Here is a 25414-nt window from a genome sequence, read left to right as displayed (position 1 = left end):
CGCTTGGGACACGTCAACAGGCGTAGCGGTGCTGGCGAAGCAGCCGCCGGGCCCTCTCCGAATCGGGACTTTCACCGATCCAGCCCCTCGTCGTGGGTGACGTCGTAGCCGCTCTGGCGCAGCTTCGCCAACAGCGCGCCCGCCTGTGCCGACCCATCGGAATCGAGGATGTCGCCGCAGCGCGCCTTGGTGATTCGCTGCCTGCTCGGCGCTGATCACCAGGGCCCCAGCAACCGCCGCCTGCGCCGCTGACAACACAAGCATGTCGGCTATCCGTCACTTCGCTGGCCGCGTCGTGTCAGTCTGCTTCCGTAGCGCGATGGACCTTGTCGACCAGCCGAAGAACCTGGGGAAGCGCTGGTGACCGCGATGCAGGGTCCGGCGTGGACGCTCAAACCCGACACTCCGGAGGACACCGGCCGCCAGCCGCTCGCCGTCGAGACTGTGATCGGCACGCACGCCGCAGGGCTGATTCCCGGCGTCATCACCACCACCCCCCACGCCCGTTACCTAGCCCTGCACGCCCGTCTCGCGATCGAGGCGCGGCGGCGGGGCTGGACCGACAAGGCGGACCTGGGACAGTTCCGCGCGCTGGTTCGCCGCGCTGAGGTCGTGCTGGGCGCGGTGTCCGTTACGCACGGCGAGAGCGGCGACGACCACCACCTACGGGCGGGATCCTTCGGGTCACACGGCGTGAACACGATTCGGCCCGAACTGGACCGGCAGCGTGCCGTCGATGTCGGTCGAGTGGCCGACGCGTATAGCCGAGTACCTGGCGGCTACCTGCAGACGTACGCCGGGATTGAGACGGTGCTCGGTCTCACCGATGGGGGACGGATTCCCCTGCCCGGGCCGGCGGCCGACGCCGACCAGCTCGCTGCCCTCGACGAGGTGCTGAGCGTGTCAGAACGGGAGAAGCCGCTCTCCGTGGCGGACCTCGGTGCCCTGCGTCACCTGTGCGTGTGCGCCATCGGCGACGCCCCCGACGGCACGTGCGTGCGGAACGCCTACTTCGTCGACCGCGGCCACCTCGATTACGCCAGAACCCATCGGCGCAGCGCCGCGCTGTTGGTGGGGGCGCTCACCGGCGAGCATGTCGAGGCGGAGTCGATCGACATGTCCATGGACCGGTGGTGCTGCTTCCGGCCGGGGCTGCTGGAGTTGGTGGGCGAGGACCTGCACCCTCATGCCCTCGTTTGGCGTGGTGCGCTGCTGCGCAACTGGTCGGTCTGGGCGTGGCGGCTGATCTGGGCGCGGTTGGTGTCGCCGTTGTCCAGCACCGGCACCCTTGAGCAGGCGATCGCCGAGTTCGTCCGCGCTCTTCCGGACGCAACCGTCCGCGAGGCGCTCGTCGACGGCCTCCCTCCAGTGATCGACCACGCCGGCACCCCGCTGCCGGTCGAGCACGACTTGTACGACGACGCGCTCGACGCTGACGACTGGACGGTGCTTGGCATGCTGCGGCTGCTCGCCGTCGGCGCCCGACGGCTGGACCATCTCGACCCGGTGACCCGGGACGCCTTCGTCGGCACGTTTTCCGACGACCTGGGCCCCGGCTACGTCGTCGCGTGGCTCGAGCGCGACGCCGAACGCCCGCTGGCCGATGCCGTCTCCGACCTCGCTGCCGCGCTGTTCCATCGCGCCGAATCGGTGAGCCGGCAGAAGATGCAGTGGACCCGGTACGGCCTGCGCCTGCCCACCCGCCTGCGCCGCGCCGGCGACCGGTGGCGCCTGGAAGGCCGGGAAGGCCGGGGGGCGGTCTCCCTCCGGCTGCCGACCTTCACCAACGTCATGCAGCAACTGGGTGTGGTCGCGCACGACGGCGGCACCTGGCGTCCCGGCCGGCACGCCACGGAGGTGACGTCGTGACGCCGTGGGAGGACCTGCGGGGAGCCGCCCCGCCGGCGCTGCTGCGCGGCCGGCCGCTCGCCGACGCCGAAGAGGTTCTCGTCCTCACGTACACCTGTGACCTGTCCTTCTTCGAGGACGTCTGCCTGCGGGAGGCGCAGGCCGTCCGCGCCCGCACCACCATCCTGTACGACGCCGAACAGCTCACCCAGGGGCCCCGCCGGGCCGATTACCTGGCCCTGCCGGTCGTCTGCAAGGGAGGCGGGGCCTTCCACCCTAAGCTCGTCGTGATCGCCTCCGAGACGGACGCCGTGGTTGCGATCGGGTCCGGCAATGCCACTCCGTCTGGCTGGCACCACAACGCCGAGGTCTGGACGCTGCTGCGCGGCGCAGGCCAGACGGTGCCGCAGCTGTTCCATGACCTCGCTGCCTGGCTGCGTCGACTGCCCACCGCGGTCTGGGTGGAGAACCTCGGTCGGGAACGCCTCGACCGGGTCGCGGCGCTGCTCACCGCCCGTCCAGCGGGGCAGGCGCCCGGCCAGCCGGTGCTGGTGACGACGGCGGTACGGCCGATCATCGAGCAGCTTCCGGTGCCGAAGACGCACGTCACGTCGCTCGCGGTCGCCGCCCCGTTCTTCGACCCGCGGGCGGAGGCAATACGCCGGCTGCTCGACCGCTTCGGACCCGACGAACTGCACCTCCTGCTCACCCGGGACGTCCAGTGCGACCCAGACGCCCTCGCCCAAGTGGTCAAACGCGCGCCGTCGGGCGTGGTCGCCACCCCGAAGGGCAACCGCTACCACCACGCGAAGATCGTGGAGTGGAGAACGGCCGACCAGTCGTGGGCGCTGACCGGCAGCGCAAACTGCAGCATGGCCGCCCTGGTCAGGACCATGGCCACGGGTGGCAACTGCGAGCTCGGCCTGCTCACCGAGACGGCCCCGTTGATCGACACCGGAGCCGCCCACGAGGTAGACCTGGCGCAGCCGGCGATTCTGCACGTACGGGAACCCGGCGAACGCGTCCCGTCGGAGGCGCCCCTGCGCGTGCTCGGGGTCCGGGTCGACGCCGAGTGGGTGGAGGCCACCGTTCTCGCCGACGCGGAGCTGGGCCCGGCATGGCTCATGGTCGACGGGCTGCGGCTCGACCACCACCACAGCGACGGCAAACTCCACCGCTACGTCGGTGTCCCGGCTGCCGACTGGTCCCTCGTATCCGGTGGGCGAGCGACCGTGAACGTAGAGACGGACATGGGCGTCGAAGTCCGCGACGTGGTGGTGACCGACGTGACTGCCGCGCTGTCGCGCATCGACCGCCCGTCCCCGCTGGAACACACGTCGCTGCCGCTCGTCATCGCCGACCAGGCGCACCTGGCCGCGCTCGTCGAGGCGCTCGCCTATCTGGCCTCGGTCCGCCCGGACGGCATCGCCACCCCGCCCGGCATCAACCGGCGGCGCCAGGTGGAAGGTCGCATCACCGCGGCCGTCGGGCCGGCGCTGCTGCGTTTTACCCTCGGCGTGGACGGCCGGAGCCGGTCGACGCCAGCCGACGAAGAGATCTTCGACGACGCGGACGAGGACAACGGCGCTTCGCCCCGGGTCGGGCAGGAGGAGCTGAGAACGACGGCGGAGAGGCCGCCGGCCCGGGCGGAGACTGTCGCGACGGTGCTGGACGCGCTCACGCCGGGCCAGCGCACCCGACTACGACGTGAGATCGAAGGACTGGTCGACGCGTCGGAGGGATGGTCGCTACCGGCGAAGCTGGCCGTCAGCCGACTGGTGCTGACCTTGGTCGCCGGCGGGCTCTGGCTGGATCCGAGCGACTGGTCCGACCCTCTCTACTGGGTCGTGCTGCAACTGTGGATGACCGACCAGGAGGAGTGCCTGGACGACGAGCACGCGGCCCTCGCCACCATCGGGCTCGTGGCACTGCATAGCGGGCTTCACCGCCGGATTGAGTCGGACAGCGAACTCGTCGAGCAGTTCGAGGAGCTACGGAAGGCGTATGTGGAGTGGACCGAATGGCTCGCGGCGGTGCCGGTGGAGACGGTCCGCCGGTACGCGGCTGGCCTGGGCGGACACACCTTCGGCCTGCTGTTCGGGCAGACCGACTTCGTGGCCGAGCTCGGCTGGATCCTGGGACGCTCGGCGTTACACGACGCGGTGGACCGGCTCAACGGTGCCTGGCTCGACAGTGGTTCCGTCGTCCGCGTCACCGGCGGCCGGACCACCCGTCAAGCCGTCCTCTCCGCCCTCGACGCCCTGCGCGACTTCCCCGACGTGCAGGTGGCGTCGGAGGGTGAGCCGGCGGTGCACGGCTGGTGGAACGGGCGACGTCTGCTGCTGGTCAGCCGGACGGGTGCCACGTGGCGGGCCGAGACCTGGTCGAACCTGATGACCGGTATCGCCGCCTACTCGCGCGGCGCGCCGTTGCGCCCGTCTGACCGGCGCTCGACGGCGTCCGGGCCGGACGACGCCTTCGGAAGTCAGACGACCAGCCCATGAGCGAGCCGGACGAAGGGAACCAGACTTCGATGAGGGGCCTCACGATCGCGGAGCGGGTCATGCAGGAGTTGCTGCGTACCAGGACGCCGCTCGACGACGACGAACTCGCCCGACGGCTCGACGTGCAACCGCGGCAGACCATCAACCAGGTGTGCCGCCGGTTGGAGCAGAGCCGTCGGATATGCAGATACGTCGGGCCCACCGGCAAGATTGTGAACGAACTCCCGAGGGAGGGCGGTACGGCGGCCCCGATCGTGCGGCAGGAGACCCGGCCGGCACCGGCCGCCGGCGACAGCGCGGTGCAACGGCACGCCGAGAGCGTGATGCTCGGGTTGCTCGGCGTCCGGTTGCGCTGCGCACTCAGCCCTCGGCGATTCGTGCTGGAGGATGGGTCCGGGGTCGAGGTCGACGGGGCGGACGAGAACCTGACCGTCCTCGTCGAGGCGTGGGCGCACCAGGGGCCGCCGAAGTCCGCGCAGAAGCACAAGGTGCTCGCCGACGCGTTCCGACTGATGTTCGTGGCGTCGTCGCTACCGACCTCGCCGCGCCTGGTGCTCTGCCTCTCCGACCCGGAGGCCGCCCACCATTTCACGACCGCGCGCTCCTGGGCTGCCGCGGCACTACGCGGGTTCGGGCTGGAAGTCGAGGTGGTCGAGCTGCCAACGGAGGTGAGGTCGGAGATCCTCGCTGCTCAGCAGCGTCAGTACCGTTGAGCTCTGGGCATCGGACTTCGCGCGCTCAGGGGAGCCTTCGCCGAATAGGTCGCGTCCACCACTTCCTTGAACAACGCTTGACGTGGACACCGACGGGAGCTGGGCAGCCCGACCGGGTTCAGCTTGCGAAGAGCATTCTCGTCGGGAACTCGCCGCTGGACCGCCAAGCCTTCACGATCTTTGCCGTTATCGCACCTGCCGCCGAGTTGAAATCACCATCTTCGACACTGGCATCGAGGGTGCGTGGATCGATTGTCAGGATCCGGTCGAACTTGTCATCCAGCCCGAACTCGTATCGGACCTCACCCCCTGTTGCCTCCACGCGGCGGGCGGTCACCATCATTCCCATGTTCTAGCCCCAACGCTCGAGTAGTCCTCGTAGGTCGGCCCTGGTACGGACGTCTCCCAGTCGGACACCTGGTTGGCGGCAAGATGTGCTTCCCGGTATGCCGCCTGGGGGTGTTCCCGGTAGTAGCGCAGTTCCGCCAATTCGTGCTCCAGCAGTGCGTAATCCTCGGGCAACGGGCTGCCTCGCCGCAAGCGTAACCATGCTTCAGCCATGGGTGGGCTCGGATCGTATCGTTGATGGCTGATCCCGCCCGCGTAGTCATCCATCGGGTGCTCGTCAAAGAAGATGTGTCGGCGGATCTGCTCGATCTCCTCCTGCGAGAACCCTCGGGATCCGTCGAGACGGGGGGCGTCCGTGAGATGGCGAGCGATGACGTCGGCATCGGCCCGTTGACGGATCGCCTCGTACGCCTCCTCCGCCCAATGATCCTGTCGTCCGTAGTCCGCCAGATTGCGAGGCCGAGTGGTATGGCCACCATGGACCCACCGTGCCCCATCAGTTGCGCTGCCGGGGCCCGCATCCGGCGCGTTCCGAATGCGCCCCAACGCCTGCTTGAGCCTCTCGATGAGCTCACCGAGCCGGCGCATCTCCGGAATCAGCCGTCGCAGGCTGACCAGCAACCCGCGCAACAACCGTGCGATCCGCGCCCCCCAAGACGCCACCAAGGTCGTCACCTGCTCCACGACCAGCGGCGCGGCCAGTCCGCCGGTGATGAGGAGTTCGCCCGCGTACACGATGATGCGGGACACGCAGGTGGCGATGGCGTCGCGGACCAGGAGTCGGACGGCGGCCACCAGGCCGGCGGCGCCTTCGGTGATCGCGGCCATGGTGTCGGCGCCCTGGGCGAGGCCGCTGATGGCCTGTTGTTGTTCGTTGGCCCAGGCCCGGTAGGCGGGCCCGGCGCTGCCGCCCCAGCCGGCGACGTCGGCGCGGATGGCGCGAGCCAGTTCGGCGGCGTCGTCGCGGAGCGACCCGGCGACGTTGCGCCAGGTCTGGGCGTGTGCGGTGATCTGCGTCGGGTCGCCGGCGAGCCAGTCCAGCGCCTCACTGAGCGGCTTGACGTGTTCGATCAGCCAGGCGATCCCGTACTGGAGCAGGGCGCCGACCGGGTCGGAGACGAGGGCGAGGGCGTCCAGGCTCGCGCTCACGACGCCGAGGCTGCCGTCGATCCAACTGCCGGTGCGGACGCCCTGCGCGATGAGTTCGATGTCCTCGCAGATCCACACCCCCGCCCAGGCGCTGGGCGGGGTGTCCGCAGCGGCGGCGACGAGCGGGTTGGACGTCACCTGTGCCGCCGCACCCCGTCGAGCAGCTGCTTGGCGTGGGCGTCGGAGCTCCGATAGCGGTCGGCTCCGACCCGCAGCTTGCCGGTGGTGTCCCGTACCGATGCGGCGGCGGCGCCGATGCCGTCGACCAGGGTTCGCTGCAGGCCGTCGAGCAGCACCGGCATCATCGCGCAGAATTGCCCGTAGGCGTCGGTGCCCAATCGGACGTGCTGGCCGGCCTGCTGGGCGGTGTCGAGGCTGCCAGCACAGCGATCGAGGCGCGCGGCGTGGGCGGTCAGGTCGTCCGGGTCGACCTGGATGCCGTCACCGGCGGGCATCATCTGGTCCCTGGTCGCGGAGCACTCGCGTGCGGTACGAGTCGATGATGGCCTGGGCGCTCGCGTCGTCGCCCAATGACTCCGTGACTGCGTCGCTGACCTGTCGGAGCAGGTCGGCGCGCGCGGCAGTGGTGGTCTCCAGGATCTGCCGAGCGGTGTGCGCCGCGGGTTGTTGCCGGATGCGTTCGTCGAGCCGTAGGTCGATCAGCAGGCCGGCCGAGTCGACGGTGACGTCGACAGTCTGATCGGCGTTGTGGGCGGTGCCGGTCAGATCCCGCATCGTCGCCGACAGAGTCTTGGCTCGTTTCGCCCGCTCGGCGAGCGACGTTTCCCAGTCGTCGAGTCGGCGCTCCGCTGCGTCGAGCGCAGCGTCGTCCGCCCACATGCCGACCCTCCCCAGGGGACACTGCCGGCGGCAACCGCCGACATCACCGGCACGCTACCAACCAGTGGCGCTGCGTGCATGCCCACGGGGTGAACGCCCGCGCCGCCCCGCCGATCATGGAGTTGTGGTGGGCAACAAAGCGCCCGTTGCGCTGCTAAACCGGGCACCACAGCTCCATGATCGACCGAGTCGGGCCGTGACCTTGCACTTACCGTCGCGACAAATGACGCAGAGTCCCGCATCTCGACGACCGAAACTGCAAGATCGGCGCAGCGCGCCGCGAGTAGCCGTCCGTATCATCTCGGCATGACGCGGTTCAGTCGGCGCGCGGTGTTGCTGGCTGGCAGCGGGCTGCTCGTCGGCTGTTCACGGCAGCCGGAGGCGGACCCAGTCCACCTGCGACTGGCGACCGGGCCGGCGGGGGCGGTCTACCGGCGGATCGGCGGTGCGTTGGCCGAGCACATCTCGGAGCAGGTGCCGGGTGTCACGGTGACCACCGTGCCGAGCGGCGCGTCCACCGACAACATCCGGATGCTGCGGGCCGGGGAGGTGCACCTGGGGCTGACCAGCCTGGATGCGCTGATCACCAGCGACGGCAGCGCGCCCGGGGGACTGTCGGCGATCTGCCGGCTCTACGACAGTCATCTGCATCTCGTGGTCATGGCCGGTTCGGCGATCGACGAGTTTCGGGATCTTGAGGGCAAGCGGGTTTCTCTCGGTGCGCACGACTCGGGCACCGAGTTCACGTCGCGGCGGGTCCTGAAGCTCGGCCCGCTCAAAGCCGACGGTTGGAACCTCAGCCAGGCCGGGTCGGCGGCGGCGCTGCGGGACGGCACTATCGACGCGATGTTCTCCCTCACCGGCGTCCCCACGCCCGCCATCACCGAGTTGGCGCAGCGGCACCCGATCCGGCTGATTCCGTTGGACGCGCAGGCCGATGGGCTCTTCACGACGTACCCGGGTCCGTACGCCCCGGCGATGATCCACGCGGCTGCCTATGCCGGCGTCCCGGCCACCCGCACCGTGGCCGTGCCGAATGTGCTGCTGGCGCGCGACGACCTGCCTGACGATCTGGTCTACGCCATCACCGACACGGTCTTCCGGCACACCGGGGCGATCACCTCCGCTGGCCGCGACGATGCCGAGGCCCTTCCGGAGGCGTGGCAGATCAACGTGCGTACCGGAATCTCCACCGCGTCGGTCCCGCTCCACCCGGGTGCGGCGGCCTGGTTCCGCGACCGCAAACGCTGAGGCCGCGACCGCAAACGCTGACCCCGGGACCGGAGTCGTCAGACCGGCGCCGAAGTGTCGGCCGGTGACGCCACCCGGGGAGCGACCGGCAACACCACCACCGCGGCGAGCCCGTGCCCGGAGCCGTCCGGACGCGGCAGGCCCTCCTCCAGCCGTAGCTCACCGCCGGCCGCCCCGATGAGGTCGGCGCAGATCGCCAGGCCCAGGCCGGTCCCGGACACGTTCTGGTGCCGAGGTGACCGCCAGAACCGTTGCAACGCCTGGGCCCGCTCGGGCACGTCGATGCCCTGGCCGTCGTCGCGGACAGCAACCGTCACAACGGCTCCATCGCCCGCACCAGCAGTCACCTCCACGGCCTGCGCGTCGGACAGCCGTAACGCGTTGCTGATCAGCTCGTCGAGGATGCTGCCCAGGCCGCCCGGTGGCTCCAGCAACCGCAACCCCGGCGGTACGTCGACCGCCAGTGTCTGCCCGGCATTGGCAGTCAGGGCCCGCCACCGGTCCACCCGGGTCGCCAGCACCTCGTCGAGGGCCACCGGCGACGCAGTTCGCATGCTCTCCATCCGTGCGCTGGCCTGGAGCGAGTTCAGCATCCGCTGCATCGCCTTCAGCTCGTCGACGGCGACGTCGTACACCTGCTGCCCGTCGCCCTCGGGCCGCAGGTGTGGTGCGAGGCTCTCGACCGCGAGCCTCAGGCTGGTCAACGGGTTGCGTAACTGGTGTGACGCGTCGGAGACGAAGGCGCGCTGTCGCTGCGCGGCGTTCTCGACGGCGTCCATCATGGTGTTGAACGACCGTGCCAGCCGCCGCAGCTCGATCGGGCCGGCCTCGTCGTCGGCGCGGATGGTGAGGTCGCCCTCGGAGATCCGTGAGGTCGCCGCGTCGAGTTTGCGTACCGGCCGTAGCACCCACGCCGACACCGGCCAGGCGACGGCCGTCAGCGCGAGCAACGGCAGCAGCCCGAGGCCGGCCAGCCGGGCCCAGCGTACGAGGATGAGCTCGCGCGTCCGGGACAGGTCAGAGATCGTCACGACGGCGCCGACGACCTCACTGTCCCGGCCGACCGGCTCCGCCACGACGAGTGCGGAGTCGTCCCACGGCGCCCACTCCCAGGACGGTTCGGAACGGGCACCGGCAAGCGCGGCGGTGACGATCCGGGGCAACGCCGCCTCGGCGCGCGCCGCCTTCCGGTACGCGTCGGCGGGTCCGAGCAGCACCGCGCCCGACGTGTCGATCAGCGCGACCGGGATGCCGTAGAGCTCGTGGTACCGCGTCAGCTCCTGCTGTAACGCCTCGGTGCGGCCGGTCGACAGTGCGGTCTCGGCCAGCGAGGCGAACCGGCCGACGTCGTTGAGCCGGTTGACGTACGTCTCCTGCATCTCCCGTTCGGCAACTGTGATGCTGAGCGGCACCCCGAGCGCCGCGACGAGCAGCACGGCGAGGGGGACCAGGACGACGAGTAGCCGGCGGTGCACGGCGGGTCAGCCGATCAGCTCCGGCTGGTCGGCCAGCAGCCGATAGCCGACGCCGTGGACGGTCCGGATGACCACGTCCGGCCCCAGCTTGTGCCGCAGCGCCGCGATGTGGGTGTCCAGGGTGCGGCTCGACGATTCCCAGGACGCGCCCCAGATCTGGTCGAGGATGACGTCGCGGCTGACCACGTTGGGCGCCCGCCGGGCCAGGAGCAGGAGCAGTTCGAACTCCTTGCGGGTCAACGGCACGAGTGCGCCGTCGACGGTGACCTCGCGGGTGCCGACGCCGATCCGCATCGGGCCGAGGACGAGCGGCTCGTCGGTCTGGCCGAGGGCACGAGCGGCTCGGGTGCGCCGCAGGACGGCGTCGATCCGGGCGAGCAACTCGGGGACGCCGAACGGTTTGACGATGTAGTCGTCGGCGCCGGCGCGCAGGCCACGGACGCGTTCGTGCTCCTCGGATCGCGCGGTCACCGCGATCACGGCGGTCTGCGGGTGGTCGCGCAGCTTGCGGATCACGTCGAGCCCGTCGCCGTCGGGGAGACCCAGGTCGACGAGGACCACGTCGGACGGGGCGGCGCGCTCGGCCTCCGCGGCGGTGGCGACGCGGTGAACCTCGAAGCCCGCCTGGGTCAGGACGGTCACCAGACCCCGCGCCACGCGGTCGTCATCCTCGATGACGGTTATCCGCATACCGGCGAATTGTACGGGCCGGATCGGTGCTCGTGCCGGCCCGGGTTCTTGGGATTTTTCTGACACCATCCGTGCCCCGACCAGCCCAGACTGGGGGCCACTGACGTGCCGAGGGATGTCCATGCGTTGATGGGGAGGTCGCCGTATGCCAACGACCAGCAGATACCGGGCCACCGCGCGGATGATCGCCGCGATCGGTGTCGTCTCGCTCGCCGCCGCCTGTTCCGGCAACGGAGGCGCCGCCGGCGGAGGGGACGCCGCGAATTACCCGGACGAGAACATCACGATCGTCGTGCCGTTCAGCGCGGGCGGCCCGACGGACACGGTCACCCGCATGATCGCCGAGCCGATGGCCGCGAAGCTCGGCGGCAAGATCGTCGTCCAGAATGTCGAGGGTGCCGGCGGCACGGTCGGCGCCGGCGACGTCGCGCGGGCCAAGCCGGACGGCTACGCGGTGCTCATGCACCACATCGGGATGTCGACGGCGCCCGCCCTCTACAAGAGCCTGGGATACAAGCCCCTGGAGGACTTCGAGACGGTCGGGCTCGTCACCGAGGTGCCGATGACGATCGTCGCTCGTAAGGACTTCGCGCCCGCGACCCTCCAGGACCTCGTGACCCACGTGAAGGCGAACGCCAACAAGGTCACTCTGGCCAACGCCGGCATCGGTGCCGCGTCGCACCTGTGCGGTCTGCTGTTCCAGAGCACCACAGGTGTGAAGCTCCAGGAGGTCCCGTACCAGGGCACCGGTCCCGCGCTGACCGACCTCGTCGGCGGCCAGGTCGACTTCATGTGCGACCAGACGACAAACACCAGCGGCCAGATCGCCGCGGGGAAGGTGAAGGCGTACGCGGTCACCACCCCCGAGCGGGTGAAGAGCCTTCCCGACCTGCCCACCACCACCGAGGCCGGGCTGCCGCAGCTGAAGGTCAGCGTCTGGCACGGTCTCTACGTTCCGGCCGACACGCCGCCGGAGATCGTCCAGAAGCTGTCCGAGGCGTTGAAGGTGGCCCTGGCCGACCAGAAGGTCATCGACCAGATGGCCAAGCTGGGCACCGCGCCGGTGCCGGCCCAGGACGCGACCCCGGACGCGCACCGGGCGAAGCTCGACGAGCAGCTCGGCACCTGGGCGAAGATCATTGCCGACTCCGGGGTCAAGGTCTCCTGAGGTGGAGCGCCGTCGGTCGTTCCCGGACGTCCTCGCCGGGGGGATCTTCGTCCTGATCGGTGGCGCATTCGTGGTGGGGGCGCTCGGCTACGAGCTGGGCACCCCGACCCGGATGGGCCCGGGCGCCTTCCCGCTGCTGGTCGGCGCGGCCGTGGTCGCCCTGGGCCTGGCGATCGCCGGCAAGGGGCTCATCGCCGGCGAGGTGATCTCGTTCGGGCCGATCCCGTGGCGAGCGGTCGCCGTCGTCGTGCTCGCGATCCTGTTCTTCGGGTTCACCATCCGGCGACTCGGGTTCGTACCGACCACAGCGGTGACCGCACTGCTCACCACCCTGGCCAGCGCCCGCGTACGGCTGCTCACGGCGGTGGCCGTGGCCGCCGGGCTGACAGTGGCCAGCACGCTCATCTTCGTCGTCGGACTTCAGCTGCGGATCCCGCTGTGGGGCCCCTGGCTGGGGTTCTGACGCGGCAACCGGATTGAGGCATGGAACTCCTCGACAACCTCGCGCTGGGCTTCTCGACGGCCCTGCTGGTCCAGAACGTCCTCTACTGCTTCGTGGGAGTGCTGCTCGGGACCGCGGTCGGCGTGCTGCCCGGCATCGGGCCGACGGCCACGGTGGCGATGCTGCTGCCGATCACGTTCAGCTTCGAGCCGGTCACCGCGCTGATCATGCTCGCCGGCATCTACTACGGGGCACAGTACGGCGGCTCGACGACCGCCATCCTGATCAACCTGCCCGGTGAGTCGTCCGCGGCGGTCACCGCGCTGGACGGGCACGAGATGGCCCGCCAGGGCCGCGCCGGCCCCGCCCTGGCGGCCGCGGCGATCGGGTCCTTCGTCGCGGGTACGGTCGCCACCGTGGTGCTGGCCGCCGCGGCTCCGCCGCTGGCCAGTGTCGCGTTGAAGTTCGGCCCGGCCGACTACTTCTCGCTCGTGCTGTTCGGCCTGATCGTGTCGATCGCGCTGGCGCGGGGCACGGCGCTCAAGGCACTGGCGATGATCGCGCTCGGCGTGCTGCTCGGCACTGTCGGCCAGGACATCTACACCGGAACACCCCGCTTCGTGTTCGAGCAGCGCGAGCTGTACGGCGGCATCGACTTCGTGTCGGTCGCCGTGGGCCTGTTCGGGGTGGCCGAGATCCTGCGCAACCTGGAGAACGAGCAGACCCGCACGGCGATCGTCAGCAAGGTGACCAACCTCTGGCCGACCCGTGAGGACCGGCGTCGGATCGTCGCCCCGATCCTGCGGGGCACTGGTCTCGGCGCCGCGCTCGGTGTGCTGCCCGGCGGCGGCCACGTGCTGGCCTCGTTCACCTCGTACGCGGTCGAGAAGCGCATCTCAAAGCGACCGGAGGAGTTCGGGCGGGGCGCGATCGAGGGCGTCGCCGGCCCCGAGTCGGCGAACAACGCCGCCGCGCAGACGTCGTTCATCCCGCTGCTCACCCTGGGCCTGCCCGCCCACCCGGTGATGGCACTGATGATCGGCGCGTTCATCGTCCACGGCATCACCCCGGGCCCGAACGTCATCAACGAGGAGCCGGCGCTGTTCTGGGGCCTGATCGCGTCGATGTGGATCGGCAACGTGCTCCTGTTGCTGCTGAACCTGCCGCTGATCGGCCTCTGGGTGCGCATGCTGCGCATTCCATACCAGGTGCTCTTCCCGATGATCATCCTGTTCGCGGCGATCGGCACCTACTCACTGAACTCCAACGCGTACGACGTCTACGCGATCGCGTTCTTCGGGATCCTGGGCTACATCCTGATCAAGTGCGGCTGCGAGCCGGCGCCCCTGCTGCTCGGCTTCGTCCTCGGCCCGCTGCTCGAGGAGAACCTGCGCCGCGCGCTCATCATCTCCCGTGGCGACCCGTCGGTCTTCCTGACCCGACCGATCTCCGCGGCGCTGCTGGCCCTGGCCGTCGTCGCGCTCGTCGTCGCCGTCCTGCCGACGATCCGCCGACGCCGCGCGGCCGTCTTCGCCGAGGAGGACTAGCAATCCGAACCACGTGACGGTCAGGTCGACGAAGATTGTTCCCGTGACGAGCGACAACACGCCGCGGGGCTGGACCAGCCGGACCGTCTGGGACAGGCGGTTCAACGCCCCGCTGCGCTCGTTCCTGCGGACCGAGACCGGTGGCGCGCGGGTGGTGCTGATCGCCGCGGTGGCGGCTCTCGTCTGGGCGAATCTCAGCGAATCGTCCTACGAGTCCGTCTGGAGTACCTCCTTCTCGATCCAGCTCGGCGACTGGCGCGTGTCACATGACCTGCGTTTCTGGGTCAACAGCGGGCTCATGACGTTCTTCTTCCTGGTCGCCGGGCTGGAGTTGCGGCGCGAGTTTGACATCGGCGAGTTGCGGGAGCGGCGTCGGTTGGCATTGCCGATGCTGGCCGGGGTCGGCGGCATGCTCGTGCCGATCGCGATCTACCTCGCCATCAACGCCGGGCACACCACCGCGGCGGGCTGGGGTGCGGTGATGGCCACCGACACGGCGCTCGCGCTCGGCGCGCTGGCCGTCTTCGGGCCGCGCTTCTCGGAACGGCTGCGGGGTTTCCTGCTGACCGTCGCCGTCGTCGACGATGTGGTGGCGATCGCGGTGCTGGCCATCGCGTACCCGCATCACCCCTCGCTGACGGCGCTTATCGTCGCGGCGGCGATCTTCGGTGTCGTGCTGCTCGTCCGCGGCTGCGGGGTGCGGTTCGGGCCGGTCTACGCGCTGCTCGGGGTGGCGGCCTGGCTCGCCGTCTCGATGTCCGGTGTCGACCCGGTCGCGGTGGGCCTGGTGATGGGGTTGCTGACCTACGCCTACGCTCCCGGCCGCGGCGACCTGCAGCGGGCCAGCGACCAGTTCCGCCTCTTCCGGGAGCAGCCCACCCCGCAACTCGCCCGGATGGCCCGGGCCGGGCTCACCTCGGCGCTGTCGCCGAACGAGCGGCTGCAGACGCTCTACCACCCGTTGGCGAGCTACGTGGTGGTGCCGCTCTTCGCGCTGGTCAACGCCGGCATCGTGATCGACGGCGACCTGCTGGCCAGGGCCGTTACCTCACCGGTCACGCTCGGGGTCGTGGTCGCGTACGTCGTCGGCAAGCCGGCCGGGATCGTGGCCACCGCGTGGCTGGTGACCCGGCTCAGCGGCAACCGGTTCCGGCCACCCGTCGGCTGGGTTGCCGTCGTCGGGGTCGGCACGATCTCCGGGATCGGGTTCACCGTCGCGCTCCTGATCGCCACCCACGCCCTGAGCGGCCCGGCCCTGGACGAGGCGAAGTTCGGCATCATCGTGGCGACGCTCGGCGCGTCCCTCGTCACCTGGCTGGTGTTCCGCTCCGTCGGACGGCTCTCGCCGGCGCGGCGGACCCGTGCGCTGCTGGGCGTCACCGAGGGAATTGTCGACCTGATGCTGCCGGTCGACGCCGATCGCGACCACCTGCGCGGGTCGCTGGATGCGCCGGTGACGGTGGTGGAGTACGGCGACTTCGAGTGCCCCTACTGCGGGCAGGCCGAGCCGGTGGTCCGGGAGCTGTTGGCGGACTTCGCCAACATCCGGTACGTCTGGCGGCACCTGCCGCTCACCGACGTCCACCCGCATGCCCAACTCGCCGCCGAGGCGGCCGAGGCGGCGGGGGAGCAGGGCGCGTTCTGGGAGATGCACGACCTGCTGCTCGCCCACCAGGACGCTCTCGACCCCGTCGAGGTGCTCGGCTACGCCGAACAACTCGGTCTGGACCTGGACGGGTTCCGGGAGCACATGGTGAAGCGGATGGGCGTGGACCGGATCGCCGAGGACGTCGACTCCGCCGACCTCAGCGGCGTCACCGGCACCCCGACCTTCTTCATCAACGGCCGGCGACACCACGGCGCGTACGACATCGCCGCGCTCTCGGCGGCGGTGAAGGCGGCGTTCGCGAGCGCGAAGCTTCGCCCCGAGTACCACCCTCGGGGCCCCGGGCGCCGCGCGGCCGGGCCGGCGAGCTGACCGCGCGGCCGCACAATCGATCCGCGGCCCTGCTTCCCCGCTCGACCCGGCGTCCGCGAGGGCGTTCAGGTGGTGGGGAGGGCGGCGAGCCGGGCGGCGCGGCGGCCCGCGACGGCCACGACGACGGCCAGGGCCAGGGCGATCAGGAAGAAGACGTCCGCGCCGGTGAAGGCCGCGTGGAAGCCGGCCGTCGGGTCGGTGGGGGAGCTGGCCCGGGTGTACGCGATGGTGAGGATCGCGATGCCGAGTGAGCCGCCGAGTTGGTGGGCGACGTTGACGAGGCCGGACGCGGCGCCGGCGTCCTGCGGTTCGACTCCGGCGACGCCGCCCTGGGTCATCAGGATGATGGCGATGCCCTGGCCGATTCCGATCACCAGCAGAGGCAGCAGCACGTCCGGGAAGTAGCTGGAGCCGGTCGAGATGCGCGACAGCCACGCCATGCCGACGAGCGCGAGAACGAGGGACGCCACCAGCAGGATGGGACGGCCGAGCCGGTTCTGCAGGGGCCGGATGGCGTACACCATGGCGAAGAACATGCCGGTGATGGGCACGTACGCGAAGCCGGTCTGTAGGGCGCTGAGGTGCAGCACCTCCTGTAGGTACTGGCTGAGGAAGTAGAAGGTGGAGAAGGTCGCGCCGACGATGAGGATCCGCCCGGCGTACGCCCCGGAGCGCTCCAGGCTGCTGAAGAGTCGTAGTGGGGTGATGGGCTGCGGTGCCCGGTGTTCGATCAGCGCGAAGGCGGTCAGGAGGACGGCGCTGAGGCCCAACGAGACAACGGTGCCCGGTGCGCTCCAGCCGGCCGCGGCGGCCTGGATGAAGCCGTACACCAGGGCGGTCATGCCGCCGGTGGAGGTCAGCGCCCCGCCGAGGTCGAACGTGCCGGCGCGGCGTTCGGTCTCGACCAGGAACCGTGGTGCGAGCAGCGCGATGGCGATGCCGATCGGCACGTTGACGAGCATTCCCCAGCGCCAGGAGAGCAGGTCGGTGAAGACGCCGCCGATGACGATGCCGACGCTGCCACCGGCGCCGATGACCGCGCTGTAGAGGGCGATCACCCTGGCTCGGGCCCCCGGTTGGGGGTGGTCGGCGACCAGCAGCGCGAGCGTGGAGGGCACCGCGAGCGCGGCGGCCAGACCCTGCACGACGCGGGCGGCGATCAGCCAGCTGCCGCCCTGGGCGAGGCCGGCGGCGAGGGACGCCGCGGTGAACACTGTGATCCCGGCGAGGAAGATGCGGCGGCGGCCGAGCAGGTCACCGGCTCGGGCGCCGAGCAGGAGCAGGCCGCCGAACGCCAGGACATAGGCGTTCTGCACCCAGGAGAGCCCGGACTGGGAGAAGCCGAACTGCCGCTGCACGTGCGGCAGCGCGGTCGTGATGATCGAGGTGTCCAGCGTCATCATCAGCTGCGAGCCGAGGATGAGCGCCAGGGCGATCCCGCGACGGGAAGCGGGAGTCGGAGACATGGTGTCCGCCTTCTTTCGGGCTAGACTGATAGGAGACCTCCGAATAAGTGGAGGCGCACTATCACTCTAGTGATAGCCGGCCTCCGGTTGCTAGCGCTGGGAGACATCGGCATCGTGACGGCCCTCACCCACCTGCGCGTGGCCCGCCCGCACCGGGCCGACGCCGCCCGCAACTACGACGCGATCCTGGCGGCGGCCCGGGTCGCCTTCGCCGAGCAGGGCGCGGAGGCTCCGCTGGAGGAGATCGCCCGCCGGGCCGGAGTGGGCATCGCGACGCTCTACCGCAACTTCCCGACCCGCGAGGTGCTGATCGAGAACGTCTACGTCAGCGAGGTCGAGGCGGTGTGCGCGACCGCCGGGGAGGCGGAGAGGCTCGCCCCCCGCGACGGCCTGTACGCGTGGCTGCGGCGCTTCGTGGAGTACATCGGGGCGAAGCGGCCGCTGGCCGCCGGCCTGAACCGGGAGTCCACCGCCTACCTGGAGTGTCGGCGGGCGCTCTACGCCGCCGGTGGGCCGCTGCTGGAGCGGGCCCAGCGGGCGCGTGAGGTGCGCGCCGACGTGACGATCGACGACGTCATGCGCCTGACCAGCGCCATCGCCTCCGGGCACTTCCCCCGCGCCGACCAGCGCGATCACGTGCTCGCGGTCGCCCTGGACGGGCTGAGCACGCAGCCGGAGTGACCCCAGGCCTGCCCGCGCGTCGATGTCCGAAGTGGAACAGCTGCGGAACGTGTTCGGGGAATCACGGTGGACTCGGACCCTTGACTCTCGGGAAACATCGGGCCACCATCTGACAACGTTGTCACAGACCCCCGCCATCTGACAACGTTGTCATGTCTGGAGGCAAGATGTCCGAGCCATCGCCGGTCTCACGGCGTACCTTCCTCTCCGCCGGCGCGACGCTGCTGGCGTCGGTCGGGGTGACCGCGGCCCTCCCGGACGCCCTCGCGTCCGCCGCCGTGCCGGCGCCGACCGCCACCCCGACCGCCACCGACCTCGCGCGGTACCGCCCGGTGGCGGTCTCCTCGACCGACTACGCGCCGACGCCGGCCACCTTCGCCGTGGACGGCCTGCCGCAGGTCGGCGTCCGCGGGAGTGGATGGCGCGCCGCCAACGGCGATCCCCAGTGGATCTCGGTGGACCTCCAGGCGCTGTGCCGGATCGAGGCCGTCTCCCTGGTCTTCGAGGCCACGCTCACCGACGGGCCGTTCGACGGCAACTACACCGACACCGACGGCGACGAGATCCTCTCCAGCGCCGCGACGGCGTACCGGATCGAGGTCTCCACCGACGGCCGTGCCTGGCGGTCGGTGTACGAGACCAGCGAGGGCCAGGGCGGCACGCAGACCATCAAGCTGCCCGAGCCGGTCACCGCCCGGTGGATCCGGATGACCGCCACGAAGCGCTCGAACAGCAACCCGGTGGGCCTCAACGGCTTCCAGGTCTACGGCGTACCGCTGGCCGGCCGGCCGAAGGCCGAGGGCTGGACCAGTTGGGAGGGCGGCAACACCGGCCCGGCCCCCGAGCTGCGGGTCGCCGCCGACGGCACCGTGCCACTGGAGTCGGGCTGGTCGTTGACGATGGACGACTTCGCCGGCACCGCCGACGGCGCCGAACTCTCCCGCGCCGGCGTCGACGTCCGATCCTGGCTGCCGGCGACGGTGCCCGGCACCGTGCTGGGCACCCTGGTCGAGCAGGGCCACCTGCCCGACCCGGTGGCCGGCTTCAACAACATGCGCATCCCGGAGGCGCTGTCCCGGCACACCTGGTGGTACCGGCGCGCGCTGCGGCTGCCGCGCGACCTGGACACCTCGGCCGGCCGACGGATCTGGCTGGAGTTCGACGGGATCAACCACGAGGCGACCGCCTGGGTCAACGGCGTGCAGGTCGGCAGCGTCAAGCACCCGTTCGCGCGGGCGGCCTTCGACATCACCGACGCGTTGGCCGGCCAGCGTGGCGAGCACGTCCTCGCCGTCCGGGTCACCCCGATGCCGCACCCGGGCACCCCCGGCGACAAGGGCCCCGACGGTCGCACCTTCCTCCAGTCGGCCCACCACTACCTCGACGCGCCGACCTACCTGGCGGTGTCCGGGTGGGACTGGATGCCGGCCGTCCGCGACCGGGTCACCGGCCTCTGGGACCACGTCCGCCTGCGCAGCACCGGCGCCGTGGTCATCGGCGACCCGCACGTGCAGACCACGCTGCCCGACCTGCCCGGCACCGACACCGCCGAGGTCACCATCCGGGTGCCGGTCCGCAACGCGGCGGCCAGCGCCACCACGGTCACGGTCCGCGCGGAGTTCGACAAGGTACGCGTCGAGTCCACAGTGACCGTCCCCGCCGGCGGGAGCACCACAGTCACCTTCACCCCGGAGCGCTTCCGCGCGCTGCGGCTGCGCAACCCCCGGCTCTGGTGGCCCAACGGCTACGGTGACCCCCACCTGTACGACCTCACGCTCACCGCCACCGTCAAGCGCGCGGCCAGCGACCGGCGTGCGCTCCGCTTCGGTATCCGCGAGTTCGCCTACGACTGGCACCAGCCGATCGTCATCTCGCCGCCCGGAAAGCCCGCGCTGGAGTTCGTCGACGGCGCGGCGACCCAGACTGTCACGTTCGACCGGCAGCACGCCCGGCACGTGCGCATCCAGGCCGGCCAGCGCGCCACCGGTTGGGGCATCTCGATGTTCTCGCTGTCGGTGGCCGACGGCACCGGCCCGGATCTCGCCCTGCGCCGCGACGCCACCGCGTCGTCGTCGGAGAACGAGGGCAACGGTCCCGGCAAGGCCGTCGACGGCGACGTGGCGACCCGCTGGGCCTCGCAGGCCGAGGACGACCAGTGGATCCAGGTCGACCTCGGCGCGGCGGTCGACTTCGACCGGGTCACCATCGTGTGGGAGCAGGCGTACGCGCTGGACTACCGCGTGCAGGTCTCCGCCGACGGGGACGCCTGGAACGACGTGACGTCGGTCAGCAACGACACCCCGCTGGGCAGCCGCGCCACCCAGGTCGAGACGTTCGCCAGCCAGACCGCGCAGCACCTGCGCATCCAGACCGGCGCGCGGGTGACCTCGTGGGGCGTGTCCATGTGGGCCCTCTCGGTGCAGCGGCAGGCCGAGCCGGACGTCGACCTGGCCCTGCGCCGGACCGCCACCGCGTCGTCGTCCGACAGCGACTCGAACGGCCCGGACCGGGCCGTCGACGGCAACCCCCGCACCCGGTGGTCGTCGAAGTTCGAGGACAACCAGTGGATCCAGGTCGACCTCGGCACTCCGGTCAGCTTCGACCAGGTCACCATCGTCTGGGAGCAGGCGTACGCCCGCGACTTCGTCATCCAGGTCTCGAATGACGGGCAGCGGTGGACCGACGTGAAGTCGGTCAGCAACGCCGTCACCCAACTCAAGATCAGCGTCAACGGTGTGCCGGTGTTCGCCCGGGGCGGCAACTGGGGCTGGGACGAGCTGCTGCGTCGGGTGCTGCCCGACCGGCTGGCCGACACGGTCGAGATGCACCGCGACATGAACTTCACGATGATCCGCAACTGGCTCGGCAGCAGCAACCGCGAGGAGCTGTACCAGGCCTGTGACGAGCAGGGCATCCTGGTGTGGAACGACTTCTGGCAGGCGGGCGCGTTCCTGCCCAACCCGCCCGGCTATGTCGACATCGCCGCCGACACGATCCGGCGGTTCCGCCACCACCCGAGCATCGTGGTGTGGTGCGGCGCGAACGAGGGTGACCCGCCGCCGATCGTGGACGCCGGGCTCAAGCAGGCCGCGGCCACCGAGCACCCGGAGATCCTCTACATCCCCAACTCGGCCGGCGGCATCGTCAGCGGTCACGGCCCCTACCACTGGGTGGAGCCGGCGACGTACAACAACAAGAACACCTACGACACTGGCGCGTTCGGTTTCCACACCGAGATCGGCATGCCGGTGGTGTCGGTGGTCGAGAGCATGCGCAACCTCGTCGGTGACGCGCCGGAGTGGCCGATCGGCGAGGTGTGGAACTACCACGACTGGTCGACCATCGGTAACCAGCGCGTCGGCACGTACCAGGCGGCGATCGACGCACGACTCGGTGAGTCCGACTCACTCGACGAGTTCGCCACCCGGGCGCAGTTCGTCAACTACGAGAGCCACCGCGCCATGTTCGAGGCGTGGAACGCCAACCTGTGGCAGGACGCCACCGGTCTGCTGCTGTGGATGTCGCACCCGGCGTGGCACAGCACGGTCTGGCAGACCTACGACTACGACCTCGACGTGAACGGCGCCTACTACGGCGCCCGCAAGGGGTGCGAACCGGTGCACGTCCAGGCCGACCCGGGCACCTGGCAGGTCCGGGTGGTCAACCACACCGCCGCCCCGCTCAGCGGGGTCACCGTGAGCGCCCGACGCTACGACCTGAGCGGCCGGTCGCTGGGTTCGCCCCAGCGTCAGCGGGTGGACGTGGCCCGCTCGGCCACCACGGCGGTCTTCCCGCTCGCCGCGCCGGACGGCGGCGGGTTGCACCTGGTGCGACTGGAGCTACGGGACAGCCGCGACCGGCTGCTCGCGGAGAACACCTACTGGCGCTACGACAAGGCAGAGCAGTTGCGGGCGCTCAACGACGTGCCGAGCACCCGACTCTCGACGTCGTCGAGCACTGTGCGCGTCGTGGACGGGCGCAACACCGTCACCACGACGGTCCGCAACCAGGGTCGTACGGTCGCCGCGTTGGTGCGGCTCGCCGTGCGCGACCAGCGCGGTAAGCGGGTCCTGCCGGCCCGCTACGACGACAACTACTTCTGGCTCCTGCCGGGGGAGAGCCGCGAGGTGCGGATCTCCTGGCCGGCGCGGTCGGGCCTCGCCCGCCAGGTCACGGTGACCGCGCAGGCGTACAACTCCTAGGAGTACGCGGTGGGAAGCGGCGCCGTGCGGTTCCGCTTCCCACCGTGACCCGTGCGCTGCCACCTGATGCGGGCGTTTAGGTTCGTTAGCGCCCCTCGGCCCGGGACCGAGATCCATGCTGTACGTGTGACACGGTCCGGTTCCACGTCCGGCGCGGTGCGGGTCGCGTTCGCGTTCTGGATCACGCTCGTGGGCACCACCGTGCCGACGCCGCTGTACCCGCTCTACGAGCTGGAGTTCGGCTTCTCGTCGTTGACCGTGACCGTGGTCTACGCGCTGTACGCGCTGGGAGTCGTGGTCGGGCTGCTGGTCTTCGGTCGGCTCTCCGACCAGATCGGCCGACGCCCGGTCATCCTCATCGCGCTGCTGCTCTCGGTCGCCGCCGACGCCGTGTTCCTGGCCGCCGTGGACCTGGCGATGATCATCGTGGGTCGGATCCTCGCCGGGCTGTCCGCCGCACTGATCATCGGCACGGCGACCGCGGCGTTGGCGGAGCTGATCGACCCTCGGCACCCGAAGCGTGCCGCCACAGTGTCGATCTTCGCGAACCTGGGCGGCCTGGCCACCGGCACCCTCCTGTCCGGGATCGTGTCGGACGTGGCACCCGATCCGCTCCGGCTGCCCTGGGTGATCGTGCTGATCCTGGCGGTAATCGCGATCATCGCGCTGCGCGGGGTGCCGGAGACGGTCCGGGAGCGCTCGCCGGTGACCCTGCGGGTGCAGCGGTTGCACGTGCCGGCCACCATCCGCGGCGCCTTTGTCCGCTCGGCGATCACCGCTGGCGCGGGCTTCGCCGCCCTCGGGGTGCTCACGTCGGTGAGCGGGCTGTTCCTCGGCATGGTCCTGCACGAGACCTCACACACCCTGGCCGCGCTGGTGGTCTTCGTGGCGTTCACCGGCGCGGCGTTCGGTCAGCTGCTGACCCGCGTGCTGTCCTCGCGCGCCGCGCTGGCCAGCGCCTGCGCCGGCCTGGTCGTGGGGGCGGGCCTGCTCGCGTTCAGCATGTGGATGGCGTTGCTGACAACGCTGCTCATCAGCGCGGCGATCATCGGGGTCGCGTCCGGGGTGGCGGTCGGCGACGGCATCGCGACGATCACGATGAAGACCGAACCACAGCACCGGGCCGAGGCGGTGTCGACCTTCTTCGCCATCCTGTTCGCCATGCTCGGTGTGCCCGCGGTCGGGGTCGGTCTGCTGATCCAGACGATCGGTCTGCGCCCGGCCGGCGAGGTCTTCAGCGCGGTGGTGGCGGTGCTCGCGCTGGTCGTCCTGCTCAGCCTGGTTCGGGGCGGCCGGACACGGCCCGTGAGCTGATCACCGGCCGGGCCTGTTCAGGGCACCCGGGGTGCCTGGCGAGCCCATTCACGGAGGTCTTGCGGCGGTCATCGTATACAACATACGCTCCCCGAATCGCCCACTTGAGGAGCTCTCCATGACGAACCTCTCCGTCCGCGAAATGAACCTGCCCCGCCGCCGGGTGCTCCGGGCCGCCGTGGCGGCGGCCGCCGTCGTCTGCACTGTCGTCGCCTGCTCACCGGTGTCGAACAACGAAGGCGGCGACCCGTCCGGTGGCAACCAGTCGGCAGGCCAGGATTCCTTCGGTACGCCCGCAGACCCCGCCGCCGTGAAGCAGGGCGGCAAGCTGGTCATCGCCCTCTCCGCCGAGCCCGACGCGCTGGACCCGACGCTGTCGAGAAGCCTCTACTCCCGCTACGTCTTCCAGGCCATGTGCCAGAAGCTCTACGACGTCAACGAGCAGGCGCAGGTCGTACCGCAGCTCGCGACGGCCCTGCCCACCACGAGCGGCGACGGCCGGACGGTGACCATCCCGCTGCGGCCCGGCGTGCGCTTCGCGGACGGCACGGCGTTCGACTCGGCCGCGGTGAAGGCCACCCTGCAACGCCACCTCACCAACGCCCGGTCGGCGCGCAAGAGCGAACTCGGCCCCATTGACGGCGTCGACACCCCGGACGCGCAGACCGTCGTGCTGCGGCTGAAGCAGCCGTTCGCACCGCTGCTCGGGGCCCTGGCCGACCGGGCCGGCATGATCATGAGTGCGCAGGCGCTGCGGACCCGGGGTGACGACTTCGCCTCGGCGCCGGTCTGCGTCGGTCCCTTCAAGTTCGCGAAGCGGGTGCCGCAGAACTCCATCGAGGTGGTGCGGGACCCGAACTACTACGACGCGAGCAAGGTGCACCTGGACGCCATCTCGTGGCGGATCCTCACCGACGCCAGCATCCGCGCGGCCAACCTGCGCTCCGGTGACGCGCAGGTCGCCGACTCGGTCTCCACCCAGGACGTCGCCTCGCTCCGGCAGGACGCGGCGGTCTCCGTCCTCCAGTCGCAGTCCCTCGGCTACCAGGGCCTGACCATCAACGTCGGCAACGTCGACGGCGTCGGCACCGCCGCCAAGCCCATCAACCGCCCCCTCGCCCAGAACGCCAAGGTGCGGCAGGCCTTCGAGCACGCCATCGACCGCAAGGCCCTGGTCGACGCGGTCTTCAACGGTCTGCACGCCGCCGCCTGCTCGCCGATCTCACCCGCGAGCACGTTCTCGTCCCCTGAGGCGCAGACCTGCCCGGCGCACGACCCCGCCAAGGCCAAGCAGTTGCTGGCCGAGGCCGGCGTGCAGACGCCGTACACGGTGACGATGCTCGCCTCGAACAGCCCCGACACGCTGCGCCTCGCGCAGGCGTTGCAGTCCATGGTCAAGGACGGCGGATTCGACCTGAAGATCAACCCGGTGGAGTACTCGTCGCTCCTCGACGAGCAGGACCGCGGCAACTTCGAGCTGCTGCAACTGGGGTGGAGCGGACGGATCGACCCGGACGCCAACATCACGAACTTCGTCGGCACCGGCGCCAGCCAGAACGTCGCCGGCTACAGCAACCCGCAGCTCGACACCCTGTTGACCCAGGCCCGGCAGGCCGGCGACGTCGAGGAGCGCAAGAAGCTGTACGGGCAGGCGGTCACCCTGCTGCAGCAGGACGACGCCCTGATCTACCTCTACCGGCAGCGCAACCTGACCGCCGTCAGCAAGCAGATCCAGGGCCTTCAGGTCTACCCGGACGGCGTGATCCGGGCGGCCTTCGCCGGCTTCGGCAAGTAGGCC

The 25414-nt window shown here is 70.5% G+C and carries 19 protein-coding genes; 12 read left to right on the top strand and 7 right to left on the bottom strand.

Annotation, left to right across the window (positions count from 1 at the left end; translation table 11 throughout):
* The first annotated feature begins 360 nt into the window (after positions 1-360).
* From ACQRWP_RS13500 to ACQRWP_RS13490, 3 genes are read left to right on the top strand one after another with little or no spacing between them, the layout of a single operon-like run.
* Positions 361-1869 (top strand): hypothetical protein, encoded by a 1509-nt coding sequence (locus ACQRWP_RS13500; protein ID WP_430502567.1) that lies wholly within the window; start codon positions 361-363, stop codon positions 1867-1869.
* On the top strand, positions 1866-4352 hold the full coding sequence (locus ACQRWP_RS13495; RefSeq protein WP_430502566.1) for a hypothetical protein: 2487 nt from the start codon (positions 1866-1868) through the stop codon (positions 4350-4352). Before ACQRWP_RS13500 ends, ACQRWP_RS13495 begins: the two co-directional genes overlap by 4 nt.
* Before the next feature lie 29 nt (positions 4353-4381).
* Positions 4382-5065 (top strand): hypothetical protein, encoded by a 684-nt coding sequence (locus ACQRWP_RS13490; RefSeq protein WP_430502565.1) that lies wholly within the window; start codon positions 4382-4384, stop codon positions 5063-5065.
* 118 nt (positions 5066-5183) lie between these two features.
* On the opposite strand, the gene ACQRWP_RS13485 is transcribed toward ACQRWP_RS13490, so the two are convergent.
* From ACQRWP_RS13485 to ACQRWP_RS13470, 4 genes are read right to left on the bottom strand one after another with little or no spacing between them, the layout of a single operon-like run.
* A complete protein-coding gene (locus ACQRWP_RS13485) occupies positions 5184-5408 on the bottom strand; it encodes a hypothetical protein (RefSeq protein WP_357566941.1) in 225 nt (74 codons plus the stop codon).
* Positions 5405-6640 (bottom strand): WXG100 family type VII secretion target, encoded by a 1236-nt coding sequence (locus ACQRWP_RS13480; RefSeq protein ID WP_430502564.1) that lies wholly within the window; start codon positions 6638-6640, stop codon positions 5405-5407. The genes ACQRWP_RS13485 and ACQRWP_RS13480 overlap by 4 nt, the downstream gene beginning before the upstream one ends.
* 56 nt (positions 6641-6696) lie before the next feature.
* On the bottom strand, positions 6697-7017 hold the full coding sequence (locus ACQRWP_RS13475; RefSeq protein ID WP_430502563.1) for a type VII secretion target: 321 nt from the start codon (positions 7015-7017) through the stop codon (positions 6697-6699).
* A complete protein-coding gene (locus ACQRWP_RS13470; RefSeq protein WP_430502562.1) occupies positions 7004-7402 on the bottom strand; it encodes a YbaB/EbfC family DNA-binding protein in 399 nt (132 codons plus the stop codon). Before ACQRWP_RS13470 ends, ACQRWP_RS13475 begins: the two co-directional genes overlap by 14 nt.
* Positions 7403-7708: 306 nt before the next feature.
* Between ACQRWP_RS13470 and ACQRWP_RS13465 the strand changes: the two genes are divergently transcribed.
* Positions 7709-8653: a TAXI family TRAP transporter solute-binding subunit gene (locus ACQRWP_RS13465; RefSeq protein ID WP_430502561.1), complete on the top strand. Its 945-nt coding sequence runs from the start codon at positions 7709-7711 to the stop codon at positions 8651-8653.
* Positions 8654-8691: 38 nt separating this feature from the next.
* On the opposite strand, the gene ACQRWP_RS13460 is transcribed toward ACQRWP_RS13465, so the two are convergent.
* Together ACQRWP_RS13460 and ACQRWP_RS13455 are read right to left on the bottom strand one after the other, a co-directional pair.
* On the bottom strand, positions 8692-10128 hold the full coding sequence (locus ACQRWP_RS13460; protein WP_430502560.1) for an ATP-binding protein: 1437 nt from the start codon (positions 10126-10128) through the stop codon (positions 8692-8694).
* A 6-nt stretch (positions 10129-10134) separates the two neighbouring features.
* Complete coding sequence (locus tag ACQRWP_RS13455; protein WP_430502559.1) at positions 10135-10818, bottom strand: response regulator transcription factor; 684 nt, start codon at positions 10816-10818, stop codon at positions 10135-10137.
* A gap of 145 nt (positions 10819-10963) precedes the next feature.
* Between ACQRWP_RS13455 and ACQRWP_RS13450 the strand changes: the two genes are divergently transcribed.
* Genes ACQRWP_RS13450 through ACQRWP_RS13435 form a run of 4 tightly spaced genes read left to right on the top strand, consistent with a single transcriptional unit; the run spans position 10964 to position 15953 of the window.
* A complete protein-coding gene (locus ACQRWP_RS13450) occupies positions 10964-11986 on the top strand; it encodes a tripartite tricarboxylate transporter substrate-binding protein (protein WP_430502558.1) in 1023 nt (340 codons plus the stop codon).
* Position 11987: 1 nt separating this feature from the next.
* The gene (locus ACQRWP_RS13445) at positions 11988-12449 is read left to right on the top strand and encodes a tripartite tricarboxylate transporter TctB family protein (protein WP_430502557.1); all 462 of its coding nucleotides are present in this window, start codon (positions 11988-11990) and stop codon (positions 12447-12449) included.
* Between the two features lie 20 nt (positions 12450-12469).
* Positions 12470-13975 carry a tripartite tricarboxylate transporter permease gene (locus ACQRWP_RS13440; protein ID WP_430502556.1) on the top strand — a complete coding sequence of 502 codons (1506 nt, stop codon included), beginning with the start codon at positions 12470-12472 and terminating at the stop codon, positions 13973-13975.
* A 43-nt stretch (positions 13976-14018) separates the two neighbouring features.
* Positions 14019-15953, top strand: coding sequence for a Na+/H+ antiporter NhaA (locus tag ACQRWP_RS13435; protein ID WP_430502555.1), 1935 nt, complete (start codon positions 14019-14021; stop codon positions 15951-15953).
* Positions 15954-16018: 65 nt separating this feature from the next.
* Here ACQRWP_RS13435 and ACQRWP_RS13430 read toward each other — a convergent pair whose 3' ends face one another.
* A complete protein-coding gene (locus tag ACQRWP_RS13430) occupies positions 16019-17419 on the bottom strand; it encodes an MFS transporter (protein ID WP_430502554.1) in 1401 nt (466 codons plus the stop codon).
* A gap of 114 nt (positions 17420-17533) precedes the next feature.
* On the opposite strand from ACQRWP_RS13430, the gene ACQRWP_RS13425 reads away from it, so the two are divergent.
* The 4 genes from ACQRWP_RS13425 to ACQRWP_RS13410 all read left to right on the top strand — a co-directional run bounded on the left by ACQRWP_RS13425 (position 17534) and on the right by ACQRWP_RS13410 (position 25411).
* Positions 17534-18100, top strand: a complete 567-nt coding sequence (locus ACQRWP_RS13425) for a TetR/AcrR family transcriptional regulator (protein ID WP_430502553.1) — start codon at positions 17534-17536, stop codon at positions 18098-18100.
* 167 nt (positions 18101-18267) lie between these two features.
* The gene (locus ACQRWP_RS13420; RefSeq protein WP_430502552.1) at positions 18268-22302 is read left to right on the top strand and encodes a discoidin domain-containing protein; all 4035 of its coding nucleotides are present in this window, start codon (positions 18268-18270) and stop codon (positions 22300-22302) included.
* Between the two features lie 126 nt (positions 22303-22428).
* Positions 22429-23616, top strand: a complete 1188-nt coding sequence (locus ACQRWP_RS13415; protein WP_430502551.1) for an MFS transporter — start codon at positions 22429-22431, stop codon at positions 23614-23616.
* A gap of 118 nt (positions 23617-23734) precedes the next feature.
* Positions 23735-25411, top strand: coding sequence for an ABC transporter substrate-binding protein (locus tag ACQRWP_RS13410; protein ID WP_430502550.1), 1677 nt, complete (start codon positions 23735-23737; stop codon positions 25409-25411).
* Positions 25412-25414 lie beyond the last annotated feature (3 nt).

Source organism: Micromonospora trifolii (assembly GCF_050516465.1).
Lineage (GTDB): Bacteria > Actinomycetota > Actinomycetes > Mycobacteriales > Micromonosporaceae > Micromonospora > Micromonospora trifolii.
The sequence above is the reverse complement of the archived record's forward strand: the minus strand, read 5'-3'. Positions and strand labels throughout refer to the sequence as shown.

Excerpts from the sequence above, each read along its gene's own strand:
- ACQRWP_RS13410 (WP_430502550.1), top strand. The coding sequence starts at position 23,735 with ATGACGAACCTCTCCGTCCGCGAAATGAACCTGCCCCGCCGCCGGGTG.
- ACQRWP_RS13470 (WP_430502562.1), bottom strand. The coding sequence starts at position 7,402 with ATGTGGGCGGACGACGCTGCGCTCGACGCAGCGGAGCGCCGACTCGAC.
- ACQRWP_RS13490 (WP_430502565.1), top strand. The coding sequence starts at position 4,382 with ATGAGGGGCCTCACGATCGCGGAGCGGGTCATGCAGGAGTTGCTGCGT.
- ACQRWP_RS13430 (WP_430502554.1), bottom strand. The coding sequence starts at position 17,419 with ATGTCTCCGACTCCCGCTTCCCGTCGCGGGATCGCCCTGGCGCTCATC.
- ACQRWP_RS13440 (WP_430502556.1), top strand. The coding sequence starts at position 12,470 with ATGGAACTCCTCGACAACCTCGCGCTGGGCTTCTCGACGGCCCTGCTG.
- ACQRWP_RS13455 (WP_430502559.1), bottom strand. The coding sequence starts at position 10,818 with ATGCGGATAACCGTCATCGAGGATGACGACCGCGTGGCGCGGGGTCTG.
- ACQRWP_RS13450 (WP_430502558.1), top strand. The coding sequence starts at position 10,964 with ATGCCAACGACCAGCAGATACCGGGCCACCGCGCGGATGATCGCCGCG.
- ACQRWP_RS13420 (WP_430502552.1), top strand. The coding sequence starts at position 18,268 with ATGTCCGAGCCATCGCCGGTCTCACGGCGTACCTTCCTCTCCGCCGGC.
- ACQRWP_RS13465 (WP_430502561.1), top strand. The coding sequence starts at position 7,709 with ATGACGCGGTTCAGTCGGCGCGCGGTGTTGCTGGCTGGCAGCGGGCTG.
- ACQRWP_RS13485 (WP_357566941.1), bottom strand. The coding sequence starts at position 5,408 with ATGATGGTGACCGCCCGCCGCGTGGAGGCAACAGGGGGTGAGGTCCGA.
- ACQRWP_RS13475 (WP_430502563.1), bottom strand. The coding sequence starts at position 7,017 with ATGCCCGCCGGTGACGGCATCCAGGTCGACCCGGACGACCTGACCGCC.